Here is a 20,806-nt window from a genome sequence, read left to right as displayed (position 1 = left end):
CTTCATCTGATGCTCATCGGTGACATCGCAACCAACAACTCCCGCCGCTACCCCGACAAGCGTGCGCTGGTCGATGCCGACCGGGCGCTTACCTGGTCGCAGGTCGACGACAGAGCTCGGCGGCTCGCCGCCTTCCTGATCGGACGGGGGCTGGTACCGGGCGACCGGGTGATGGTGATCGCCCGCAACTGCATCGAATGGCCTGAGATCTCGTTCGGCCTGGCCAAAGCCGGGCTGATCACGGTGCCGGTAAACATCAGGCTGGCTCCCGACGAAGTCGCCCACGTCCGCGACGACTCCGGCGCACGAGCGGTGATCATCCACGCCGACCACTTGGACAAGTTCCTGGGCGAATTAACCGAGCTGGCACTGATACTGGGCGTGGGCGCGCACTCAATGCTCGGCACGAGCGAGTTGGTCACCGACTACGAGACGGCGCTGGCACAAGCGCAGCCCGGCGCCGAGCGCCGCGACATCACGCCGGACGACGTGGCGTTCATCTTGTACACCAGCGGTACCACCGGTCGCGCCAAAGGTGTGATGCACACTCATCGCGCCCTGCTCTACCAGGCGGCCGACACGAACCTGGTTACCGAGGCCAACCGCTCCGACGTCATGCTCGCGACGACACCGTTCTTCACTGCAGGCGGCATGGTCCGCACGGTGTCTTGGCTCTATCTCGGTCAGACCATGGTGATCCATCAGAGATTCGACCCGCAGGCGGTGATCGACGAGATCGAACGCAGTGCGATCACGTTCACGACGTTCATCCCGACGATGCTGCACCGGACGCTGGCGATCCTCGAAGATGGCCCACCGCGGGACATGTCGAGCCTACGGCGCATCTCCTATGGTTCGGCCCCAGTGCCGCCGGGCCTGGCACGTAAGGCGATGGACCTGCTCGGCTGCGACCTGCAACAGCGCTACGGGCTCACCGAATGCGGCGGACAGGCAACGATTCTCACACCGCAGGATCACCGCGATATCGTCGCCGGTAAAACCTCAATTGCGACTTCATGCGGGCAGGAAACCCCGATGTGCGTGATCCGCGTCATCGACGTCGACGGCAACGACGCCCCACCCGGCGACGTCGGCGAAATTGTGATCACCAGCCCCGCCAACGCGATCGGCTACTGGAACCGACCCGAACAGACGGCGGAGACGTTCCGGCCCGACGGGTTACGCAGCGGTGACTTGGGCTATCTCGACGAGGAGGGCTACCTGCACATCACCGGTCGCAAGACCGATCTGATCATCTCCGGCGGCTTCAATGTCTACCCGGCGGAGATCGAGCGGGTGATCGCGCAGCACTCCGATGTCGACATGGTTGCGGTGGTCGGGGTGCCTGACCCTGAGTGGGGTGAGACGCCGGTCGCCGCCGTGATTCCGAAATCCCACGTCGGCGATCAGGACGCACTGACTGCGGAACTGGCTGCGCTGTGCCGCGCCGAATTGGCCGGCTACAAGCAGCCGCGCCGATTCGTGTTCTGGCGTGAGTTCCCGTTGGGCCCCGCGGGCAAGGTACTCAAACGCGAGATCGCTAACCAGGTGAACCATGCGGTCGGGTCGGGTGGGAAGATGCCGGTATCGACCGGATCGACCGAGGAGCGACGATGATCGAGCAGACCGACCTTGCCACTATTGAATTCCAGGTCACCGACCACGTCGCCACCGTTGCGCTCAACCGGCCCGAGAAACTGAACAGCTTCACCGAACAGATGGCCGCCGAACTCGGAACAGTCTGGGCCCGAATCCGCGACGACGAGGACATCCGGGTCGCAGTGCTGTGCGCCAACGGCGAACGTGCCTTCTGCACCGGCATCGACGTGACCGAAGGCACTTGGTGGAAGCACCGACCGATCTTCAACCAGGAGGATCCGGGCGAACTACTGGGGCCGAAGGCACACAGGGTGTGGAAGCCGGTCATCGCGGCACTGCATGGGATCGTGGCCGGCGGCGCCATGTACTTCGTCAACGAGTGCGACTTCTCGATCTGCAGCGAGACGGCTACGTTCTTCGACCCACATGCCAACGCGGGCATCGTCTCGGCGCTGGAGCCGATGGGCATGCTGGCCCTCGGCGTGCCGTACGGCGAGGTGATGCGCTGGGCACTGCTCGGCAGCGAGGAGCGGATGTCGGCGCAGACCGCTCTGCGGATTGGGCTCGTGACCGAGGTGGTACCGGACGATCAACTACGCGTCCGCGCCTTCGAACTGGCCTCCGAAATCGCCGCGCGCAGACCCAATGGCGTGCAGGGCACCGTTCGCGCGATGTGGGAGGCCCGCGATCTGACCCCCAGTGTCGCCGCCCGGCACGGCAAGTTCTTTACCGACCTTGGCAACGCCGGGGCCACCCCGGACTCGTTGAACAACAAGAAGAAACCGCGCATTCGATGAGGACGCATGACTGACACCGCGACGGAGACGTTGGTCCACTTCGAGCTCTTGATCGGGGGCGAATCATCGCCCGCCGAGTCGGGATTGACCTACGACAGTGTCGATCCCTTCACCGGTATGCCGTGGGCACGCGTGCCCGACGGCGGGGCGGCCGATGTGGATCGCGCCGTCGCCGCCGCCCGTGCCGCGCTGAATGGACCGTGGGGTGCGCTCACTGCGACCGCCCGCGGCAAGCTGCTGCACCGACTCGGTGAGATCATCGCCCGCGAGGCCGAGCAGCTGGCCGAACTCGAGGTGCGTGACGGTGGCAAGCTGGTTCGCGAAATGGTCGGCCAGATGCGGTCGCTGCCGGATTACTACTTCTACTATGGCGGGCTGGCAGACAAGCTGCAGGGCGACGTCATACCGGTGGACAAGCCCAACTACTTCGTCTACACCCGCCATGAGCCCGTCGGCGTGGTCGGCGCGATCACGCCCTGGAACTCACCGCTGCTGCTGTTGACCTGGAAGTTGGCCGCCGGGCTGGCCGCGGGTTGCACGTTCGTCGTCAAGCCAAGCGATCACACCCCGACGTCGACATTGGCGTTCGCAAAGCTGTTCGCCGAAGCCGGTTTCCCGCCGGGCGTGATCAACGTCGTCACCGGCTGGGGTCCGGAGACGGGCGCCGCGCTGGCGTCGCACCCAGGCGTCGACAAGGTCGCGTTTACCGGATCGACGGCCACCGGCATTCACGTCGGCAAGGCCGCGATCGAGAACATGACCCGGTTCTCACTCGAACTCGGCGGCAAGTCGGCGCAGGTTGTGTTCGCCGATGCCGACCTCGACGCGGCGGCCAACGGCGTGATCGCCGGCGTGTTCGCCGCCACCGGCCAGACATGTCTGGCGGGCTCGCGCCTTCTCGTGGACCACAGCGTCGCCGACGCACTGGTGGACAAGATCGTCGCGCGGGCGGCGACCATCAGACTGGGCGACCCGAAGGACCCGTCGACCGAGATGGGCCCGGTATCAAACCAGCTGCAGTACGAGAAGGTGCTGTCGCACTTCGCTTCTGCCCGCGATCAGGGTGCGACCGTCGCCTACGGCGGGGAGCCCGCCAGCGACCTCGGCGGCTTCTTCGTCAAGCCAACGGTGCTGACCGGCGTCGACCCGTCGATGCGGGCCGTCGCCGAGGAGATCTTCGGACCCGTGCTGGCGGTGATGACCTTCGAAGACGAAGACGAAGCCGTCGCCGCGGCCAACGGCACCGAGTTCGGACTGGCCGCGGCGGTGTGGACCAAGGACGTCCACCGGGCGCACCGGGTGGCCGCCAAGCTGCGGGCCGGCACGGTGTGGGTCAACGCTTATCGAGTCGTCGCGCCTCATGTTCCGTTCGGTGGCATCGGCTACAGCGGCATCGGACGGGAGAACGGCATCGACGCCGTGAAGGACTTCACCGAGACCAAAGCGGTCTGGGTGGAGCTGTCCGGAGAGACTCGCGACCCGTTCACGCTCGGCTGAATCGACAAAAGGGAAAGACATGACGCTGAATCTCGCGGCCGCCGACAAGGTGCTGGCCGGACTGCGGCCGTTTCCGGTGGCAGTCACCACGATTGACGACGGAGTCGCTAACGGACTGATGTCGCTGTCGGCCGGCTCGGCCAGCATCGTGCCGGAGCTGCCACGCGCGACCGTCAGCCTGACCAAGTACAACAAGACCCACGACATGCTGGTGAACTCCGGCATTTTCGTGATGCACATGCTGTCGGCCGGCCCGCACGAGATCGAGAAGTCGATGGAGATCCTGATGACCCTCGGCGGCAGCTCGGGCCGGGACGGCGACAAGATCTCCAAGCTGCGGACCAAGCCGGGCGTCACGGGTGCGCCGATCCTGCTTGACGCACACAGCTACGTGGAATGCCGCATCACGGGGTCGCTGGACAACGACGAGAACACCATCTTTGTGGGTGATGTCGTCGCCGCGGAGGTGTTCAGCTCCGAGCAGCGGCTGCGGATCGGTGAGGCATGGGGCAAGTTGCCGCACGAATGGATCGAGCAGTACGAGGCCAACCACGAGCCGCAGCTGCAGAGTGCACGCGACCTGCGGGCTGCTGCTGCGGCACGGGTCTGATGTCCGAAGGGCCTTCTGGCGCATGGCAGCTGCCGGAAGAATTGGTGATGCTGCGCGATACGGTGCGGCGGTTCATGGATGCGCATGTGCATCCCGTCGAGGAGAAGCTGGACCACGACACAGTCGGGCTACCCCGCGAACAGCTCGTCGCGCTGCAGGCAAAAGCCAGGGAGGCCGGACTGTGGTCACTGCAGACGCCCGAGGAGTACGGCGGCGCCGGGCTCAGTGTCCTCGGCCAAGTGGTGGTCGCCGAGGAGGCAGCGAAATGCCGGATGGGGGCCTTCTTTCCGGCCCTCGGAGCCTTCGGCGGCAACCCCCCCAACATTATGTTCAAGGCGACACCCGAACAGTTCGAAAAGTACGCCCGACCTGTCATCGATGGGATCATGTCCAAGGCGTACACCGCGATCACCGAGGGTTCCGGTGGGTCGGATCCGGCGCGGGCGATCAAGCTCAAGGCGACGCGTGACGGCAGCAGCTACCTGCTCAACGGCTCGAAGATGTGGATTTCACATGCTCCCGACGCCGATTGGGGGGTGGTGTATGCCCGCACCGGCGAGGGGCGCCAGGGTATCTCGGCTTTCATTCTCGAAAAGGACACCCCAGGAGTCACGTTCAGCCGGATCCCCGTGATGGCGTCCTTCGCCCCTTACGAGCTGCACTTCGACAACGTTCGGCTCCCGGCCGAACAACTGATCGGCGACGAGGGACAGGGCTTTTCGTTAGCCGGGGAGTTCCTGGTGCACGGCCGCATCGTGTACGCCGCCGGGCCGATCGGCATTGCGCAGAGCGCGCTGGACATGGCCTGCCGATGGGCCAGGGACCGAGACGTGTTCGGCGGCAGGCTGGCTGACAAGCAGGGCATCCAGTGGATGCTGGTGGACAGTGAGGTAGACCTGCGGGCCGCACGGCTGCTGATGTACCAGGCCGCATCGAACGCCGACCTCGGACGCGACGTCCGGGTGGATGCGTCGGTGGCCAAGATGTTCGGAACCGAAGCAGCCTACCGAGTTCTGGACCGGTGCATCCAGATTCACGGCGCGCTGGGAATCTCTACCGAACTGCCGCTGGAGCGATGGTTTCGCGACCTGCGCGTCAAGCGTCTGGGCGAAGGTGCGACGGAAGTCCAGCGCGAGATCATTGCGCGATCGCTGGTGCGATAGCCGCGGCGACAATGGAGCTGAAAGGGACCGAAGTGCAATACAACCTGATGTTTCCGATGCGGGCCGTCAAGCACTGGAACCGGTGGTGCGAGGGCGTAGACATCGGTGAGATCGCCCGACTGGTGGAAGATGCCGGCTTCGATGGCTTTTCCATGTCCGAACACCCCTATCCGGATCGGGAGTGGCTGGCCCGCGGCGGCCACCACGCTTTCGATCCGTTCGTGTCGCTGAGCTTCGCCGCGGCCGCCACCACAGGCATCCGATTGATGACCTACATTCTGGTGTCGGGTTATCGCAACCCGTATCTGACGGCCAAAGCGGCCGCGAGCTTCGATCTGCTCTCGGGTGGTCGGTTCACATTAGGCACGGGAGCCGGGTATCTCAAGGCCGAATTCGAAGCGCTAGGAGCCGATTTCGATCGGCGAGGCGCACTGCTCGACGAATCGATCGCGGCGTGGAAGGCGACGTGGGCGGGCGTCGATCATGACGGGCCGGAGTTCGGGGTGAGCGGTCACGTCGCGCTGCCGCCGCCGCTGACGACGGGTGGTCCCCCTATCTGGATCGGCGGCAACGGCGCCGCCGCGCAACGCCGTGTCGTCGAGGTCGCCGACGGCTGGATGCCGATGGCCGCGTCGGGCGAGATGGCCGCGATCACCCGCGCCCGCCCACTCGAGGACATCGACACGCTTGGTGACTGGATCGCGAGGGTGAACAAGCAGCGGGCGGAAGCGGGCCGCGGCGCTGCTGACGTCGCCTTCGTTCCGTTCGAAGCGCACCTGCTCGCCAGCGGCAACTGCACGGGATTCTGCGCCGCGGTGCAGCCGCGGCTGGACGCCTACGCCGAGGCGGGTGTCACGTGGATCACCATCGAGCCGGCCAGCAGGAGCTACACCGACTTCCGGACCGACATCGACATGCTGAGCTCCCAGTTGATCAACCCCCGATGAACGGCGCCGCCAAGTCCCTGCCCGACCTCGTGCTCGTGCACGGCGGCGAGCACGCCGGTGACTGCTGGGATCTCGTCGTCGCCGAATTGCGCCGCCAGGAACCCGAATTGCGCACTCTCGCAGTGGATCTGCCCGGACACGGCAACAAGCCAGGCGACCTCGCGACCGTCACGATCGCCGATTGGGTGGACTCTGTCGTCGCGGACATCGAGGAAGCGGGTCTCGGTGACATCGTGATCGTGGGCCACTCGATGGCGGGTGTGACCGTCCCCGGCGTCGTCGCCAAGCTCGGTTCATCGCGCGTCCGTGAGATGGTTCTCGCGACGGCATTCGTACCGCCTCAGGGTTCGGCCATCGCGGACACGCTCGGTGGCCCGCTGGCGGTCTTCGCGCGGCGCGCCGCCCGAATCGGCAGACCCATGAAGATTCCGGCACCGGCGGCGCGGTGGGCGTTCTGCAACGGCATGACCGCCGCGCAGCGCCGACTGACGATGTCGAAGTTGCATGCTGAATCCGCGCGGGTGCCCGGGGAGCCGGTGGATCGCAGCGGACTGCCCGCCGATGTGCCGCGCACCTGGATATTGACCACCCGAGACCGCGCCCTTTCGGTGGCGTCGCAGCACGCGAGCATCGCCGCGCTCGGCGGCGTGGAAACCGTCATCCCGGTTGATGCCTGCCACGAGGTGATGTTCAGCCATCCAGAACGATTGGCACAGATACTGATCGAGCGATGCCGGTTACGGGGGGTAGGGATCAGGTGACGGATTCATCGCCGAAGGCCGCCCGCCCTGCGCCGACGTGCTTCTTCGTCACCGACGGAAAATACTATGTGCCTACTCCTTTGGCGAGAGGGCCATGGGGTCCGTCGCTCAGCGGCAATTACATCGGTGGGTTGTTGGGGCGAGCGGTCGAGCAAGAAGTCGACGATGTCGACCTTCAGCCCGCCCGGCTGACCGTCGACCTGCTCAGGCCGGTGGCGCTGCAACCACTGCAGATGCATTCCTCGGTTGCGCGTGACGGCCGCCGACTTCGACTGGTCGACGCGGTCATGACTCAGAACGACGTGATCGTGGCGCGGGCCAGCGCATTGTTCCTCCGCCGCAGTGAGCACGCCGTGGACACCGTGTGGACGTCACCCGTCACGATGCCCGCAGTGCCGGCGGAGCCCGACGTGCTGAATGACGATGTCCCGATGGTGTTTCACTCGTTCGGCCGGGACCCGGTCGCGGGAAGTCCGGGTGTCGGCATCAAAGAGTGGCGACACCACGGCCAGAAATTCGCGTGGATGCGGGAGACCAAGTTTCTCGTCGATGACGAGCCATTATCGCCTTTCACTCGCGCCGTCATGGCCGGAGACGTCACCAGTTCGCTAACCAATTGGGGTACTGAGGGATTGCAGTTCATCAACGCCGACTACACGATCACGCTCAGTCGCCTGCCGGAAGGTGTCTACATCGGATTGGCGTCGGTGACCCACTACAGCCATGCGGGGGTCGCCACTGGGGTGGCGACCCTGTTTGACGAAACCGGGCCGATCGGCAGCGGGATGGCAACGGCGTTGTCGAACCCGGGATTCACGCCACCACCGTCAATGGTGGTGAGCTGACCGGAGCTCAGGTGATGGCACCTTCGAGCTTCAGTTCGATCGAGTCGTGGTCGTCCATGCCGAGTTCCCGCAGCACCTCGTCGGTGTGTTCGGCGAACATCGGCGCGCGCTTCATGTGGGCGGCAGCTTCGTCGAACTTCACCGGGTTCGCCACCAGCCGTTGATGATTGCCCTGGGCATCCCTGACGTCGGCAATACGCCCGTTGGCGATCAACGACTCGTCGTGGGCGACCTCCCAGGCGTCCTGCACCGGAGACCACTGGCCCTTGAGAATGCTCAGCAGTCGCGTGCACTCGTCGAAGGTCCGCGATCCGATCGCGTAGGGGTCGCTGTGCCCGAAGGCGGCGATGGAGACCACGACCAGTACCGGGCGGCGCTGCCGCATGACCGCGGGACCGACACCCAGGTCGGGCAGCCTTCCGGGGGAAAGGGATTCGACGACGGTGTCGGCGCGATCCACGAGTGACAGCAGCTCCGCTCGACCCTCTTTGGTGGTCAGGTCAAGGACGACGCCCCGTTTGTTGGCGTGCGGTAAGAAAAGGCAGTCCGAGACCGTCATGTCGCGGGTGTGCGCGTCGAGAGGCGAGTCCCTCGGGCGACTCGATGAGCACCACGTCAGCGCCCGGTTCGGCCAGCAGGCGTGTCGGCGCACTGACGATGCGGGAGAAGCGTTCAGCCGCTTACGCGTTCGGGGGCTTAACCGGTCATCCGTTGCGGATCGCCTCAGCGAGTTTCCCGGGCGCATCGATCATGACAAAGGCGGAGCAATCCGGGATCTCGATCAACGCGGCATGTGGAAACGCGTCGCGTAGCCGGCGAGCATGGTCGAGGGGGAACAGTTTATCCTCGGTGCCCCACGTCAATGTGACTGGTCTGTCGAACGCCTTGATCGCAGGTGCGGCACGCAGAGTCAGCGCCGGATCCAGTGAGGCGGTCACCATGACTGCGTCGCGACGGGCCGCTCCACTGGTGGCGAACGCACCGAAGATCTCCCGTTGCCGCTCGCGGGAGGGCGGGTGCTTGGACACCGCCTTCAGGAAGAAGCTCTGCCCTGGTCCAGTGGCCAACAGGCGGACAATTCCTCCACCCACCCGGGAGCTGAGACGGCACAGCTTGACGATCTGAGCGAAGGAGCCAGGCGGAAAGTGTTCGTAGCTATCGCAATTGGTGAGTACCAGACGGGCGATGCGGGATGTGTCCAGACCTGGATCGCCCAGCGATGCCAGCACCAGTCCACCACCGGTGTCGTTGGCCACCACGGTGACGTCGGTCAGATCGAGGGCTTCCATGAAGTGGACGATGCGCCGCGCTGCCGCCTCAGCGCCCAGGTCGGCGCCGCCGGTGGGGGTGCTGTGGGCGCCCAGCGGCCAGGTCGGCGCGATGCAGCGGAAGCCCTCCCCTAGTTCAGCCACGACGTCGTTCCACACCGCGCCGGTGACATAGACGCCGTGGACGAAAAGGATCGTCGAGCCCGTTCCGCTGTCGGTATATTCGATGTCCACGTTGTCTACTCGTACTGTCTGGGTTGTCACGTCGACTCTCCTGTGTTCAGTGGCCACGAAAATTTGGGGTGCGCCGCTCGCGGAAGGCGCGTGCCCCTTCTCTGAAGTCAGCGGTCTCGACCAACGCCAACTGCCCCTCGGCTTCGATAGCTTGCACCGGCTCGAGCTCGGCCAGGGTCGCTGCGGCCAGCGCACGCTTCGTCCAGCCGAACGCCAACGTTGGACCGCCGGAGACCGACCGCAGCACGTCGGTCAGCACCGACTCGTATTCGTCCGCGGAAGTGATGTGCGAGATCATCCCCCATTCGAATGCGGTTGCAGCGGAGATCTTTTCCGCGGCCATGGCCATGCGAGCGGTGCGCGCTCGACCAATCAGCAGTGGCAGCAGCGCGGACGCACCCCCGTCCGGCATCAGCCCGACCCGGGTAAAGGCCAACTGAAAGTACGACGCTGGCGCGGCCACCACCAGATCGCAGGCGAGCGCCAGCGCACACCCGAAGCCAACGGCCGCTCCATGGACACCGGCGATCACCGGCTTGGGTAACGAGGTGATCGCCCGGACCACCCGGTTGGCGGCATCAGCGGCGCCCGCAGTGTCACCGCCGGTCAGGTCGCCGCCGGAACAGAATGCTCGACCGGCACCGGTGAGCAGCACCGCGCCGTCGTGCTCGACCGAGATGCCGTTCATCGCAACGGGATCATAGGCCGAGGTCGCGTCCGATGATGTCCTTCATGATCTCGGTGGTGCCACCGAAGATCGTCATGATGCGATTGTCCATATAGTCGCGCGCGACGCGGTATTCCGTCATATAGCCATAGCCGCCGTGCAACTGTACGCAGCCATCGATCACCTTCTTGGCGGTCTCGGTGCACCACCATTTTGCCTTCGATGCCTCGACTGCGGTGAGTTCCCCGTCCACTACCGCCTGGAGGCACCTGTCGATGTATTGCTCGCCGATCTCGAGCTCGGTTTCCATCTCGGCTAACAGGAATCGGTTGTGCTGGAAGCTGCCGATCGACTGGCCGAAAGCCTTGCGGTCCTTGGCGTACTGCAAGGTCTGCCGCCAGGTCTCGCGTGCGCCGGCGATGGCTGAGATCGCGATGGACAACCGTTCCGACGGAAGGTTGTGCATCAGGTGATAAAAGCCGCGTCCCTCTTTGCCCAGGAGGTTCGCCGATGGCACCCGAACGTTCTCGAAGGCCAGCTCGGCGGTGTCCTGGTAATGCAACCCCATCTTTTCGAGCTTGCGGCCGCGACTGAAGCCCTCCATGCCCGCCTCGACCACGAGCAATGTGAAGCCCTTGTGACCGGCCTCGGGGTCTGTGCGGCATACCACCACTACCAGATCGCAGTTGATGCCGGACGAGATGAATGTCTTGGCGCCGTTGATGATCCAGTCGTCACCGTCGCGGACGGCCGAGGTGCGGATCCCGGCCAGGTCGCTGCCCGCGCCAGGCTCGGTCATCGCGACGGCGACGATCAGTTCGCCGCTGATGATGCCCGGCAGCCAGCGCTCCTTCTGCTCATCGTTGGCCAACGACGAGAAGTACGGGCCCACAACGTCGTTTTGCAGGCTCAACGACGGCGACGGCCCTCCGTATCGGGCGATCTCCTCGTCGATGACCGCGTTGAACCGGAAGTCGTCGACTCCCCCGCCGCCGTACTGCTCGGGCATGTTGAACCCGATCAACCCGTATTTGCCGGCGGCGACGAACGCCGAGCGGTCGACGATGCGGTCGGCTTCCCAACGCTCGGCGTTTGGCACGAGTTCACGCTCGATGAACTGCCGGACCGTCTCGCGGAATGCTTCGTGCTCCGGCTCCAGAACTAGTCTTTTCATGTGGTGATCTCACTCTCCATACAGTCGTCGCATTTCTTCACCGACTTTGCCAGAAACTCGCGAAACGACCTGTGCTCCCCGCCTTCGCAGATCGGCATCCGGGATCGGCAGCACAACAGCACCGGTCGCCTTCGACGGCAGCAACACCTTGGCGGTGCCTCGCGTGGTGGTTTCGCCCCGCTGGCTGGTGGCGAAGACGTCCAGCGACACTGGGTCTTCAGCCCCCTCTCCCTTTGAGGTGACCGTACCAGTGCAGCGGTGCACGTCTCCGTGGTAGTTGAAGCCGCGTAGTTGCAGATCCATCTCAGCCAGCCAGCCGTCGTCACCGATCCAGTTGGTCAGCAGGTGGCTTACCCACGCCGCGCGCATCTGACCATAGTCGTACGGCGCCGGAATACCAAGTGCCTGAGCGCGTTCGGCATCCCAGTGCAGTCGTTGCACGACGTCGGGGACGCCATACTCATCCTGCTGGTAGAAAGCGGGCATCCGCCTGCGTAATTGGTGGGCGAATTTCAGCGGCCCCACGCCGTAGCCGCCCCAGCCCCACCCCATGTGCATCGAGATGATGTCGACGACAGTCAACGGGCCCTTGATGATTCCGGGGAGTTCGTCGCCCACCGAGACGTCCTCCCACCACTGGGGATCAGCGCCTCGCCGTCGCTCTGCCTCGTACTCCTCCTCGACCTGGGCGAACTCCTCGGGAGTCCAGTGCTTGCGCGCGATGTCCTTAAGCTTCCCGGACTTCTTCGAGCCGTGACGCTCGGCGGTGATGTAGGACTCGTCGCGGGTCGCGATCGGGTTGCCGTCGACGTCGACGTAGAGGTAACGGTAGGTTTCCTTGACCGAACGCCCACCGGAGAATTCGCTTTCCTTCACCTGGACGTCGAGGGTGTAGTTCTCCGCTAAGACCGGCCTGCCCGCGTAGATCGGGCGGTACCACGTCCACTTCACCCCCGAGTAGTACTTGCCGGTCCCGCGAAACAAACCGCGGAACAGTTTCTTCCGCTCCGGATCGGTGAACTTGGGGGTCTGATCCAGGCCCGTCGCGATCGGGAAGGTCGGCGACGCGATCTGTCCGTGCCAGCGTGTCGACGGCCCGTACGTCGGGTCGTGGAACAACGGGTTGTCGTCACCGCAGCCGAAGGCGAAGTGCGTGATGGCGTCGGCCGACGGCAGCTTGTTCCACGCTTCGTCGCGCTGGTGAACGGGAATTCCGATCTGCCCTTTGGCGCGTTCGATGTCCTCGTCGGTGATGCGGCCCTCTTCGGCGGCCGCGTCGGCGGTGTGCTTGTCTGTGGTGGTCATCGGTCCTCCTAGAACTTCAGCATTGCGCCGGCGTCGACCTTGAACTGCAGGCCCGTTACGTACCGGGACTCGTCAGAGGCCAAGAAACAGACTGCGTTCGAAATATCCGAGGCTTCGACGTAGGGGGTGGGCATCGCCTGCATGGCGGGGAAGGCCAGCAGGGCGTCGTCGCGGCTCGGCGCCTCGAGGTCTGGTCGGAACTGCCGGTACATCGGCGCACTGTTGAGCATGTCGGTGTTCACGTTCGTCGGATGAATGACGTTGGCGCGGATGGATTGTGGAGCGAGCTGTGCGGCGAGCTGCAAGGTGTAGGAATCCACCAGCTGTTTGGCGTAGCTGTAGCCTGCGCCGCCCGGGCCCTGCGGGCCGCCGGCGCCGGGGGGCTGGGCGGCTGCGATGAGGCCGGCGGCCGATCCGGTGGTGATGATCGACGCGCCGGACGTCAGGTACGGCAGCGCGGCGTGGACGGTGTTGATGACGCCGACGAAGTCGACGTCGAAGGCATCGGCGAAGGCCTGAACCGGCAGATGAGCGCCCAGCGGGCAGATGCCGGCATTGGCAACTACCACGTCGAGTTTGCCGAATTCGGCGACCGCGTTGGCGAGTTCGCGGCTCACGGCCGCCCGGTCTCGCACGTCGACCTCGGCGGTGTAGGCCTTGCGGCCGGTCTTCTCCACCTCCAGACCGGCTTCCTCGAGATCACGCGATGTCGCCAGTGGGTATTCGTTGGTCTCGATGTCGTGACAGATGTCGAAGAGGATGACGTCAGCGCCCTCCTCGGCCAGCTTGACGGCGTGGCTGCGGCCCTGACCGCGGGCTCCTCCGGTAACCAGAACCACTTTGTCCTGCACTCGACCCATTTCAGCGTGCCTTCCATACGGGTTGACGCTTCTCTGCGAAGGCCAACGGACCTTCCTTGGCGTCCTCAGACTTCAACAACTCGGTGAATTCGCGAAGCGTGCGTTCCCACTTGGGTTCCTCCGCGCCGATGATCCCGTCGTCGGCACCGTAGGCGACCCGCTTGCTGGCTTGCACCGACAACGGCGCGTTGCACGTGATCCGCTCGGCGAGTGCCAGGGCGGCTTCCACGACGGTGCCGTCCGGCACTACCTCATTAATCAGGCCCCACCGCAAGGCGTCGGAGGCTGTCATCGGCTCACCTGTCAACACCAACTCCAACGCGACCTTGCGTGGCAGCTGCTCGACGATCCGGAACACGCCGCCCGCACCCGCCATCAGGCCGCGTTTCACCTCAGGCAGTCCGAAACTCGCACTCTCGCAGGCGATCACCAGATCGCTGGCCAAGGCGAGCTCTGAGCCGCCGCCGAGCGCGGTGCCGTTCACTGCGGCGATGGTGGGTTTGTCGATGAAGTGGTGCACGTAACCGGCGAAGCCCCATTCGGGGTGCTCGGCGTGGTAGAGGTTCTCACCCCGTGAGATGGCCTTGAGATCCGCGCCGGCACAGAATGACTTGTCGCCGGCACCGGTGATGACGACGGCCCACACCCCGGGATCGCGCTGCGCCTCCTCGAGCGCGTCACCCACGGCCGTGCTGACCGCGCCGTTGACGGCGTTGCGCGCATCTGGCGGTCGATGGTGATGAGCGCGACGTTGCCCCGCCGCTCGACGACGGCGGCTTGGCGGGTCACCTCTGTCAGGGTTTCAGCCACGATGTCTCCTTCCGATTGGATTGGCAGTGCCGGAGTTCAGCCTGCGGCGGCCGGTTGACCGATCGGCACGCCAAGGTCCTCGAGCAGTGCGATTAGACGCCGACGATCGACCTTGAGTGCCGCTCCACGAGGCAACTCGTCGACGACGAAGATGCGGGCCGGCACCTCATAGGGCGTCAGTGTGGCCCGACAGTGTTCCCGGAGCGCCTCGCCGTCGGCGGCGGCGCCTGGGCGCAATTCAACTGCGGCAACCGGAATCTGGCCCAACCGCTGATCCGGCATGGGCGCGACGGCGGCATCTGCCACCGCCGGGTGCGCACGCAATGTGCGGACGACCGTCTCCGGGGACACCTTGAAACCGCCGCGCACGATCACGTCGTCCGCGCGGCCGTCGATGTAGAGGAAACCATCTTCATCGAGATGCCCTAGGTCACTGGTCGTGATCCAGTCTCCGGCGCCGCCGGCCTGCAGTGTGGCGACCTGCAGCCTGCCGGTGACCCCCCGGCTGACCGCAGCGCCATCGTCGTCGACGACCCGCAACCGCACACCGGGAAAGGCGCGTCCGACGCTGCCCTGCTTCTCGGTCCATCGCGCGTGGAAGTCCTTGACCGTCCATCCGGCCACCGCGCCGGAAAACTCGGTCGCCCCATAGACGACCAGGATCGGGATCTGGTACCGCTGGTAAAACGCGTCGACCAGCTCGGGATCGACGTGGCTGGTGCCCGCGTTGATGGCGCGGATGCTCGCCAGATCCTCGCGCGGAATGTCAGAGTCGAGCACCGATCGCATGGCCGCCGGGGGCAGCCCTGCCACCGCGGGCCGATACTGCTTCACCACGGCGTGCCAACCCGGCACCGTGAATCGATCGAGCATCGCGATCGGCCGGGCCGCGACCAGAGACTGCAACAACGACCAGAGCCCGCCAATGTGCACGATCGGCAACGTCACCAGGCCGACCGCTCCGGTCAGCGGCGGCTTGGTTCTCACTTCCGGACGATCGTTGTGCCGCAACGCCGAAGCCAGGGAGGCCTCGAGCTGCGCGCGGGTCAGGGGGATGCGCTTCGGGACACCCGTCGTGCCCGAAGTCAGCATCTCGATGGCTACCGCTGGATCACCGCTCACCGCTTCCGTCGTTCCCCGTACCTGCAGCTCGAGTTCGCCGTCGTCGAGCCTCCAGCCGGTCGCCCCGAGATCGGCGACGACGCGGTTGAACACCTCGTCGGACCACAATGCGGCAGGCGCAAGGACGAAGGGAGCGGTGGACGCCGCGAGGTCGTCGCTCAGCCGGTCCGGCGGCTGGAGCGGGCTGATGGTTACCAACGTGCGTCCGCCCCGAAAGATCGCGATGAGCGCCGCGACAGACTCCATTCGATTGGATAGCACGACGGCGACTCGGCCGCCGGTCTGACACCCAGCGGCGGTCAGTTCCTGGTCGATCCGCTCGGTGAGTGACCGAACGGAACCCCAAGACGCCCAGCGTCCGTCGCACTCCAACATGCGGTCGCCGTCGTCGGCGTCCCAGAGCCGTCCCAGCGCATCGTCAATGCTCGTCATCGTGACTTTCCGGATCGACTTCCGCGGCGGATAGCCGTTCTCCTGAACCTAGTGGACATGGTTTACTAGGTCAACTTTGTGAAAGGTTTTGCGATGGACTTCGGCTTGACGGACGAACAGGATCAACTCGCCGCGGCGGAGCGGGCCTGGCTCACCAAAAACGACCCCATCGCCAGGGTCCGCGCGACGCTGGACGCGGCTGCGGTCACCGTCGATCCTGCGGCGGTCGCGCATGCGGCGGAATCGGGTCTTCTGGAGCTGCTCACTGCCGAAATGGGCGGCACCCATGTGGATCTCGCCATCCTCACCGAGGAGCACGGATACGCGGCCAGCTCGCTCCCGGTTGCGGATCTCAATATCGCGGCCTGGCTGCTCGACCACGTCGACTCGCCCGCCGGAGACGGCGAACTGACCGGATTGACGCTCGGTCCCGACGCCATTCTCGATGGCGATGCGCTGCGGCTGAGCGGTGTCACGCGCCCGGTGCCGATGGCCGCCGATATGGACTCCATCGCGGTGGCAGGCCACGTGGACGACGGCGAGTACCTGGCGGTCCTGAATGCCCCGACGCTGCCGGGCATGTCGACGCTCGACCTGAGCCGTTCGTGGGCACGCCTGGACCTCGACGCGACGATCGCCGACTGGACGCAGCTGCCTGCCGGCACGCTGGCCCTGCTGCGCGACGCTTTGGCGGTGCACCGGGCGTTCGACGCATTGGGCGCGGCGGCCCGACTGCTCGACATGACGGTGTCTTACGCCAAGCAGCGGGAGCAGTTCGGCGCGCCGATCGGGTCGTTCCAGGCAGTCAAGCATCACTGCGCCGACATGGCCGTCGCGGTGGAGGCCGGCCGGGCCACGCTGTGGGCCGCACAGGTTGCGCATGATCTCCGAACTACCGCCGGCGATGGTGTAGGCCCGAGCGTACAACCACTCGTCCTGCCAGCGGCCGCCGTCGAGAACGTCCGGGTCGCCCTCCACCAAAACGCCTGCCTCGCCGCCGAGTTCGACTGCGAAGCGTGCCATCTCGAGATTCAGCTCGCTGAACATCAGCTTGGCCATCGCGCCGTCGTGCAGGCGCTCGGTGCCACGCAGCCAACGCGTGAGATTGGCGTACGTCAGCGCGGACAGCGCCTCCACCTCGGCGCTGAACTCGCCGATCCGATCACGGATCCGGTCGTTGTTGATCGCGAGGCGACCGTCGACGGTGAGGTGCGAGGCGAGTTGCACCAGTGCCTCAATGGCCAGCCTCAACTTGACGACCGCAGCGCCCACGCTGGTACGTTCATGCCCCAACGTGGCGTTTGCGATCGCCCAGCCCTGTCCCGGTTCTCCGATCATCGCCTCGGCCGGCACCTCAACGGAATCGAAGAAGACCTCGTTGAAGTCCGAGGTGCCGGTCAGCTCGCGCAGCGGGCGCACCGTGATGCCCGGGCTGGACATGTCGAGGATAAACGCACTGATGCCTTTGTGCTTGGGGACGTCGGAATTGGTGCGCGCCAACAGATATCCGTAGTCGGCCCAGTGTCCGTCGGTGGTCCACACCTTCTGCCCGTTGACGGTATAGGTATCACCGTCGAGCACAGCGCGGGTACGCAGCGACGCCAGGTCGCTTCCTGCACCGGGCTCGCTGAACAATTGGCACCACAGCTGTCGACCCGCGCGGATCTCGGGCAGATGCCGGCGGCGCTGGTCATCGGTGCCGTGGTGGATCAGCGCATGCGATGCCAGCGCGTTACCGCTCGGCACGCCCGGCACCGCGGCCCGGGCCAGCTCCTCGCCCACCACGATGGCGTGTTCAGCGGAGCGGTCATCGCGGCCGCCGAACTCCACGGGCCAGTCGGCGCCGACGTAGCCGGCTTCGAACAGACGCGCCGTCCAACCCTGAAGCGCCTTGAGTTCGGCTTCATTCTCGGCGCTGCGCACGCCCGCCCGCGGCGGTATGGGCGGTGCATGCTCCGCAATGAAAGCCCGCACCTCCGCGCGAAAGACCTCCAGTTCGGGACCCATTCCGTATTCCACGTCTCCGTCTTCCTGTTCGATACGAACGTCTCAGCGCCTCAACGTTATTCGGAGCGCTGTTGTCGGTTTGGCGCCAACAGTTCGCCGGCCGCCCGGTCTCGCAGCGCGTCGGCACGGCCGACCAACACGGAGTTGGCCCGAGCGCGGCGCAGCAGCAAATGGATCGGGTGCTCCCAGGTGAAGCCGATGCCGCCGTGGATCTGCAGCGCACCCTCGGTGGCGGCGACACCGGCATCGAGTGCGGCCGCGGCGGCCAAATCTGCCAGGTAACCCGACTCCTCGAGGTCGGACTCGGCGGCCTCGAGGATCTGGCTGCGGGCGCCCTCGAGTGCGACCAGCATGTCGGCGCACCGGTGCGAAACGGCCTGGAAGCTGCCGATGGGGCGGCCGAACTGATGCCGTTCGCGTGCCCACTGAACGGCCATCGCCAGCGCGCGCGACGCAACCCCAACGGAATCCGCGGCCACGGCCAGGGCCGCCCTGCGGTGCGCCGCGGCCAACATCCGAGGCACATCGGTTCCGTCGGCCAGCACCTCCCCCGCCGCCCCGCTGAAGGTCACCGCGCCGATGGTGCCGGTGAGGTCGAGCGGCTGCTGGGCCGTCACCTCAGCGCCGTCGGCGGATGCGTCGACGGCCACCAATACCTCACCCACCCCGGTTGCGACGCGAGCCAATGCCACGAGCACCTCGGCGTGTGGTGCTCCCGCCACGATCGGGACCACACCGGAGAGACCAGTTCCGTCCCACTCGGGCAGCTCAGGGCCGCTGGTCACCCAGCCGTTGTCGTTCACGGGTACGGCGAACGCCGCCGTTGCACCGCCCGTGATTCGCTGGACCAAAGCCTTTGCGCCGCAATGTAACGCGACGTCGAGCCCGATCACGGTCGGGACTAGCGGCGCCGGGGCCAATGCCTTCGCGGCCTCTTCGACGGCCGTGTACAGCAACCGCGGTCGGGCGCCGGCGCCGCCCAAGGCTTCATCGACGGCAAGGCCCGGTAGGCCGAATTCGACGAGCGCCGACCACACTTCGGGCTCGGCCGCATCGACGGGACGCTTGCGGTCGAGCAATGCTGCTTCGTCCACTTTGGCCCGCAATGTCGCCGCCAGCACCTCGCGCAGCTCGCGTTCATCTTCCTCGGGCACGGCGAGCGGGGCGCCGGGCGTGACGGCCGCTTCCCGGGTGCCCTCGCCGCGGTGTGACGGCAGCCCGAGCACACTCTCGGCGATGGTATTGCGTTGGATCTCCGCGGTGCCCGCGCCGATCGTGGTCGCACGGCTCATCAGATAGCCGAACGTCCAGCGCCCCTTGTCGACGGCGTCAGATGCGCGGCTACCCAGCGCCGCATAGGGACCGGCCGCGCGCAGGGCGAGCGCGTGCATGTGCTGCTCAAACTCCGACTTCACCAATCGGTTCACCGACGCCACACCGCCGGGATCCTCGCCGCGCAACACCGCGGCCAGCGCGCGGGCGCTGTTGGCGGCGATGGTGCGGACCCCGGATTCCAGGCGAGCAACGTCCTGGCGGACCAGCGGGTCGTCGTCGAGCTGTTGTGCGACGACAAGATCGATCACCCGGTCGGCCGTGCGCCGGTACTTGAACTCGTCGGCCAGAAAGGCGGTGGCCCGCTCGTGGCCCAGCGATGTGCGCATGATCGACCACCCCGCGCCCTCATCGCCGACCACATTCTCGACGGGCACCGCGACATCGTCGAGGAAGACCTCGGCGAAATGCGCCGCGCCACTGATGTCGCGCAGGGGACGCACGGTGATCCCGGGGCTCTTCATCGGGATCAAGAGATAGGTGATCCCGTCCGATGGTTTGTCCCCCGACCCCGTCCGCACCAGCGCGAACATCCAGTCGGCGCGATCGGCCATCGTGGTCCACACCTTCTGCCCCGTCACCCGGTACACGTCGCCGTCGCGTACCGCGCGGGTGGACAGCGAGGACAGGTCACTGCCCGCCCCAGGCTCGGAAAACCCTTGACACCAGAACTCATCCGCGCGCAGCAGCGGTGTGAGGAAACGATCCTTCTGTTGCTGGGTGCCGTGCGCGATGAGCGTGGGGGCGAGGATGAACGACAGCGGACACGGATGCGGTGGCACACCCGCATCCGTGGTCATCCGGTAGTAGTCCAGCTGATCCGCCAGCGATAGGTCGAGTCCACCGACCTCGCGGGGCCACCCAGGCGCAGCCAGCTGGTGGTCGACGAGTTCGGCGTGCCAAGCGCGGGCCACCTCGATACGGTCGGGTTCAACGCCCGACCGAGCGACGTCGGCCTGACGACGAAACTCGGCGAGTAGCAACTCGAGACGCGGCCGCCAATCAGCAGTCTGCATGGCACTCCACAAAGTCAACCTGGTTAACTATGTCTGCAGTGTGCCGGTTAATGCAGCCGCTTGGCAAGCGCGCCCGTCAGCCGTCTTCGAGAATGAGGGCAAGCTCGGGGCATGCCGCTACCCCGTCGCGGGTGAGCTGCTCGTCTTCCGGTCGCACCTCACGCTCCCCCAGGATGGAGTAGCCGGAGTCGTCGATCGGGAACAAATCCGGGTCGACGGCGTAACACTGGGCATGGCCCACGCACTTCGACTGCTCGAGCCGAACCTTCATAAGACCTCCTCCGCTCGACCGTCCAGGCGTACGGTCTCATCCAAGTTTTCAGCATAAGACTAAAGCTTTAGCTATTTCGACACACCGCT

At 65.8% G+C, this 20,806-nt stretch carries 16 protein-coding genes and 5 pseudogenes; 9 read left to right on the top strand and 12 right to left on the bottom strand.

The features are described from left to right. The first annotated feature begins 9 nt into the window (after positions 1–9). The 8 genes from P6281_RS08585 (at position 10) to P6281_RS08550 (ending at position 8,219) form a co-directional block, all read left to right on the top strand. Positions 10–1,617: a class I adenylate-forming enzyme family protein gene (locus P6281_RS08585; RefSeq protein WP_324738751.1), complete on the top strand. Its 1,608-nt coding sequence runs from the start codon at positions 10–12 to the stop codon at positions 1,615–1,617. Beyond that, the gene (locus P6281_RS08580; protein ID WP_163714830.1) at positions 1,614–2,396 is read left to right on the top strand and encodes an enoyl-CoA hydratase/isomerase family protein; all 783 of its coding nucleotides are present in this window, start codon (positions 1,614–1,616) and stop codon (positions 2,394–2,396) included. The genes P6281_RS08585 and P6281_RS08580 overlap by 4 nt, the downstream gene beginning before the upstream one ends. A gap of 6 nt (positions 2,397–2,402) precedes the next feature. Continuing rightward, positions 2,403–3,893, top strand: coding sequence for an aldehyde dehydrogenase (locus P6281_RS08575; protein WP_324738749.1), 1,491 nt, complete (start codon positions 2,403–2,405; stop codon positions 3,891–3,893). A gap of 19 nt (positions 3,894–3,912) precedes the next feature. Continuing rightward, entirely contained in the window at positions 3,913–4,503 is a 591-nt protein-coding gene (locus tag P6281_RS08570) for a flavin reductase family protein (RefSeq protein ID WP_324738748.1), read from the top strand. Further along, positions 4,503–5,666 carry an acyl-CoA dehydrogenase family protein gene (locus tag P6281_RS08565; protein WP_324738747.1) on the top strand — a complete coding sequence of 388 codons (1,164 nt, stop codon included), beginning with the start codon at positions 4,503–4,505 and terminating at the stop codon, positions 5,664–5,666. The genes P6281_RS08570 and P6281_RS08565 overlap by 1 nt, the downstream gene beginning before the upstream one ends. 11 nt (positions 5,667–5,677) lie before the next feature. After that, positions 5,678–6,613: an LLM class F420-dependent oxidoreductase gene (locus P6281_RS08560; protein ID WP_324738745.1), complete on the top strand. Its 936-nt coding sequence runs from the start codon at positions 5,678–5,680 to the stop codon at positions 6,611–6,613. Beyond that, positions 6,610–7,374, top strand: coding sequence for an alpha/beta fold hydrolase (locus P6281_RS08555; protein WP_324738744.1), 765 nt, complete (start codon positions 6,610–6,612; stop codon positions 7,372–7,374). The genes P6281_RS08560 and P6281_RS08555 overlap by 4 nt, the downstream gene beginning before the upstream one ends. A 131-nt stretch (positions 7,375–7,505) precedes the next feature. Then, the gene (locus P6281_RS08550; protein ID WP_244324468.1) at positions 7,506–8,219 is read left to right on the top strand and encodes a thioesterase family protein; all 714 of its coding nucleotides are present in this window, start codon (positions 7,506–7,508) and stop codon (positions 8,217–8,219) included. Between the two features lie 7 nt (positions 8,220–8,226). On the opposite strand, the pseudogene P6281_RS08545 reads toward P6281_RS08550, so the two are convergent. The 9 genes and pseudogenes from P6281_RS08545 to P6281_RS08505 all read right to left on the bottom strand — a co-directional run. After that, a pseudogene (locus tag P6281_RS08545) lies at positions 8,227–8,538 on the bottom strand (CoA transferase); the annotation flags it as partial. Positions 8,539–8,547: 9 nt separating this feature from the next. After that, positions 8,548–8,778: pseudogene (locus P6281_RS08540) on the bottom strand (CoA transferase); the annotation flags it as partial. A 145-nt stretch (positions 8,779–8,923) separates the two neighbouring features. Beyond that, positions 8,924–9,721: an alpha/beta fold hydrolase gene (locus tag P6281_RS08535; protein ID WP_324738740.1), complete on the bottom strand. Its 798-nt coding sequence runs from the start codon at positions 9,719–9,721 to the stop codon at positions 8,924–8,926. 46 nt (positions 9,722–9,767) lie between these two features. Beyond that, positions 9,768–10,409: an enoyl-CoA hydratase-related protein gene (locus tag P6281_RS08530; RefSeq protein ID WP_324738738.1), complete on the bottom strand. Its 642-nt coding sequence runs from the start codon at positions 10,407–10,409 to the stop codon at positions 9,768–9,770. Positions 10,410–10,419: 10 nt separating this feature from the next. Next, on the bottom strand, positions 10,420–11,562 hold the full coding sequence (locus P6281_RS08525; RefSeq protein ID WP_324738737.1) for an acyl-CoA dehydrogenase family protein: 1,143 nt from the start codon (positions 11,560–11,562) through the stop codon (positions 10,420–10,422). Between the two features lie 9 nt (positions 11,563–11,571). Beyond that, entirely contained in the window at positions 11,572–12,867 is a 1,296-nt protein-coding gene (locus P6281_RS08520) for an FAS1-like dehydratase domain-containing protein (RefSeq protein WP_324738736.1), read from the bottom strand. Between the two features lie 8 nt (positions 12,868–12,875). Continuing rightward, complete coding sequence (locus tag P6281_RS08515; protein WP_324738735.1) at positions 12,876–13,727, bottom strand: mycofactocin-coupled SDR family oxidoreductase; 852 nt, start codon at positions 13,725–13,727, stop codon at positions 12,876–12,878. 1 nt (position 13,728) lies between these two features. Then, positions 13,729–14,537: pseudogene (locus P6281_RS08510) on the bottom strand (enoyl-CoA hydratase-related protein). A 36-nt stretch (positions 14,538–14,573) separates the two neighbouring features. Next, complete coding sequence (locus P6281_RS08505; RefSeq protein WP_317727740.1) at positions 14,574–16,091, bottom strand: class I adenylate-forming enzyme family protein; 1,518 nt, start codon at positions 16,089–16,091, stop codon at positions 14,574–14,576. A gap of 93 nt (positions 16,092–16,184) precedes the next feature. Between P6281_RS08505 and P6281_RS08500 the strand changes: the two are divergent. Beyond that, a pseudogene (locus P6281_RS08500) lies at positions 16,185–16,971 on the top strand (acyl-CoA dehydrogenase family protein); the annotation flags it as partial. On the opposite strand, the pseudogene P6281_RS08495 reads toward P6281_RS08500, so the two are convergent. The 3 genes and pseudogenes from P6281_RS08495 to P6281_RS08485 all read right to left on the bottom strand — a co-directional run. After that, a pseudogene (locus tag P6281_RS08495) lies at positions 16,923–18,110 on the bottom strand (acyl-CoA dehydrogenase family protein); the annotation flags it as partial. The pseudogenes P6281_RS08500 and P6281_RS08495 sit on opposite strands and share 49 nt — an antisense overlap. Before the next feature lie 44 nt (positions 18,111–18,154). After that, a complete protein-coding gene (locus P6281_RS08490; RefSeq protein ID WP_324738734.1) occupies positions 18,155–20,446 on the bottom strand; it encodes an acyl-CoA dehydrogenase family protein in 2,292 nt (763 codons plus the stop codon). Positions 20,447–20,522: 76 nt separating this feature from the next. After that, the gene (locus P6281_RS08485; RefSeq protein ID WP_009953795.1) at positions 20,523–20,717 is read right to left on the bottom strand and encodes a ferredoxin; all 195 of its coding nucleotides are present in this window, start codon (positions 20,715–20,717) and stop codon (positions 20,523–20,525) included. Positions 20,718–20,806: the final 89 nt, after the last annotated feature.

Source organism: Mycobacterium sp. 5-140-3-2 (assembly GCF_035666375.1).
GTDB classification, from domain to species: domain Bacteria; phylum Actinomycetota; class Actinomycetes; order Mycobacteriales; family Mycobacteriaceae; genus Mycobacterium; species Mycobacterium intracellulare.
Note: the sequence above shows the minus strand (reverse complement) of the source record. Positions and strands in the feature narration are given on the sequence as shown.

Coding starts and splice junctions, on each gene's coding strand:
- P6281_RS08585 (WP_324738751.1), top strand. CDS start 10: ATGCTCATCGGTGACATCGCAACCAACAACTCCCGCCGCTACCCCGAC.
- P6281_RS08580 (WP_163714830.1), top strand. CDS start 1,614: ATGATCGAGCAGACCGACCTTGCCACTATTGAATTCCAGGTCACCGAC.
- P6281_RS08575 (WP_324738749.1), top strand. CDS start 2,403: ATGACTGACACCGCGACGGAGACGTTGGTCCACTTCGAGCTCTTGATC.
- P6281_RS08570 (WP_324738748.1), top strand. CDS start 3,913: ATGACGCTGAATCTCGCGGCCGCCGACAAGGTGCTGGCCGGACTGCGG.
- P6281_RS08565 (WP_324738747.1), top strand. CDS start 4,503: ATGTCCGAAGGGCCTTCTGGCGCATGGCAGCTGCCGGAAGAATTGGTG.
- P6281_RS08560 (WP_324738745.1), top strand. CDS start 5,678: ATGGAGCTGAAAGGGACCGAAGTGCAATACAACCTGATGTTTCCGATG.
- P6281_RS08555 (WP_324738744.1), top strand. CDS start 6,610: ATGAACGGCGCCGCCAAGTCCCTGCCCGACCTCGTGCTCGTGCACGGC.
- P6281_RS08530 (WP_324738738.1), bottom strand. CDS start 10,409: ATGAACGGCATCTCGGTCGAGCACGACGGCGCGGTGCTGCTCACCGGT.
- P6281_RS08525 (WP_324738737.1), bottom strand. CDS start 11,562: ATGAAAAGACTAGTTCTGGAGCCGGAGCACGAAGCATTCCGCGAGACG.
- P6281_RS08520 (WP_324738736.1), bottom strand. CDS start 12,867: ATGACCACCACAGACAAGCACACCGCCGACGCGGCCGCCGAAGAGGGC.
- P6281_RS08515 (WP_324738735.1), bottom strand. CDS start 13,727: ATGGGTCGAGTGCAGGACAAAGTGGTTCTGGTTACCGGAGGAGCCCGC.
- P6281_RS08505 (WP_317727740.1), bottom strand. CDS start 16,091: ATGACGAGCATTGACGATGCGCTGGGACGGCTCTGGGACGCCGACGAC.
- P6281_RS08490 (WP_324738734.1), bottom strand. CDS start 20,446: ATGCAGACTGCTGATTGGCGGCCGCGTCTCGAGTTGCTACTCGCCGAG.
- P6281_RS08485 (WP_009953795.1), bottom strand. CDS start 20,717: ATGAAGGTTCGGCTCGAGCAGTCGAAGTGCGTGGGCCATGCCCAGTGT.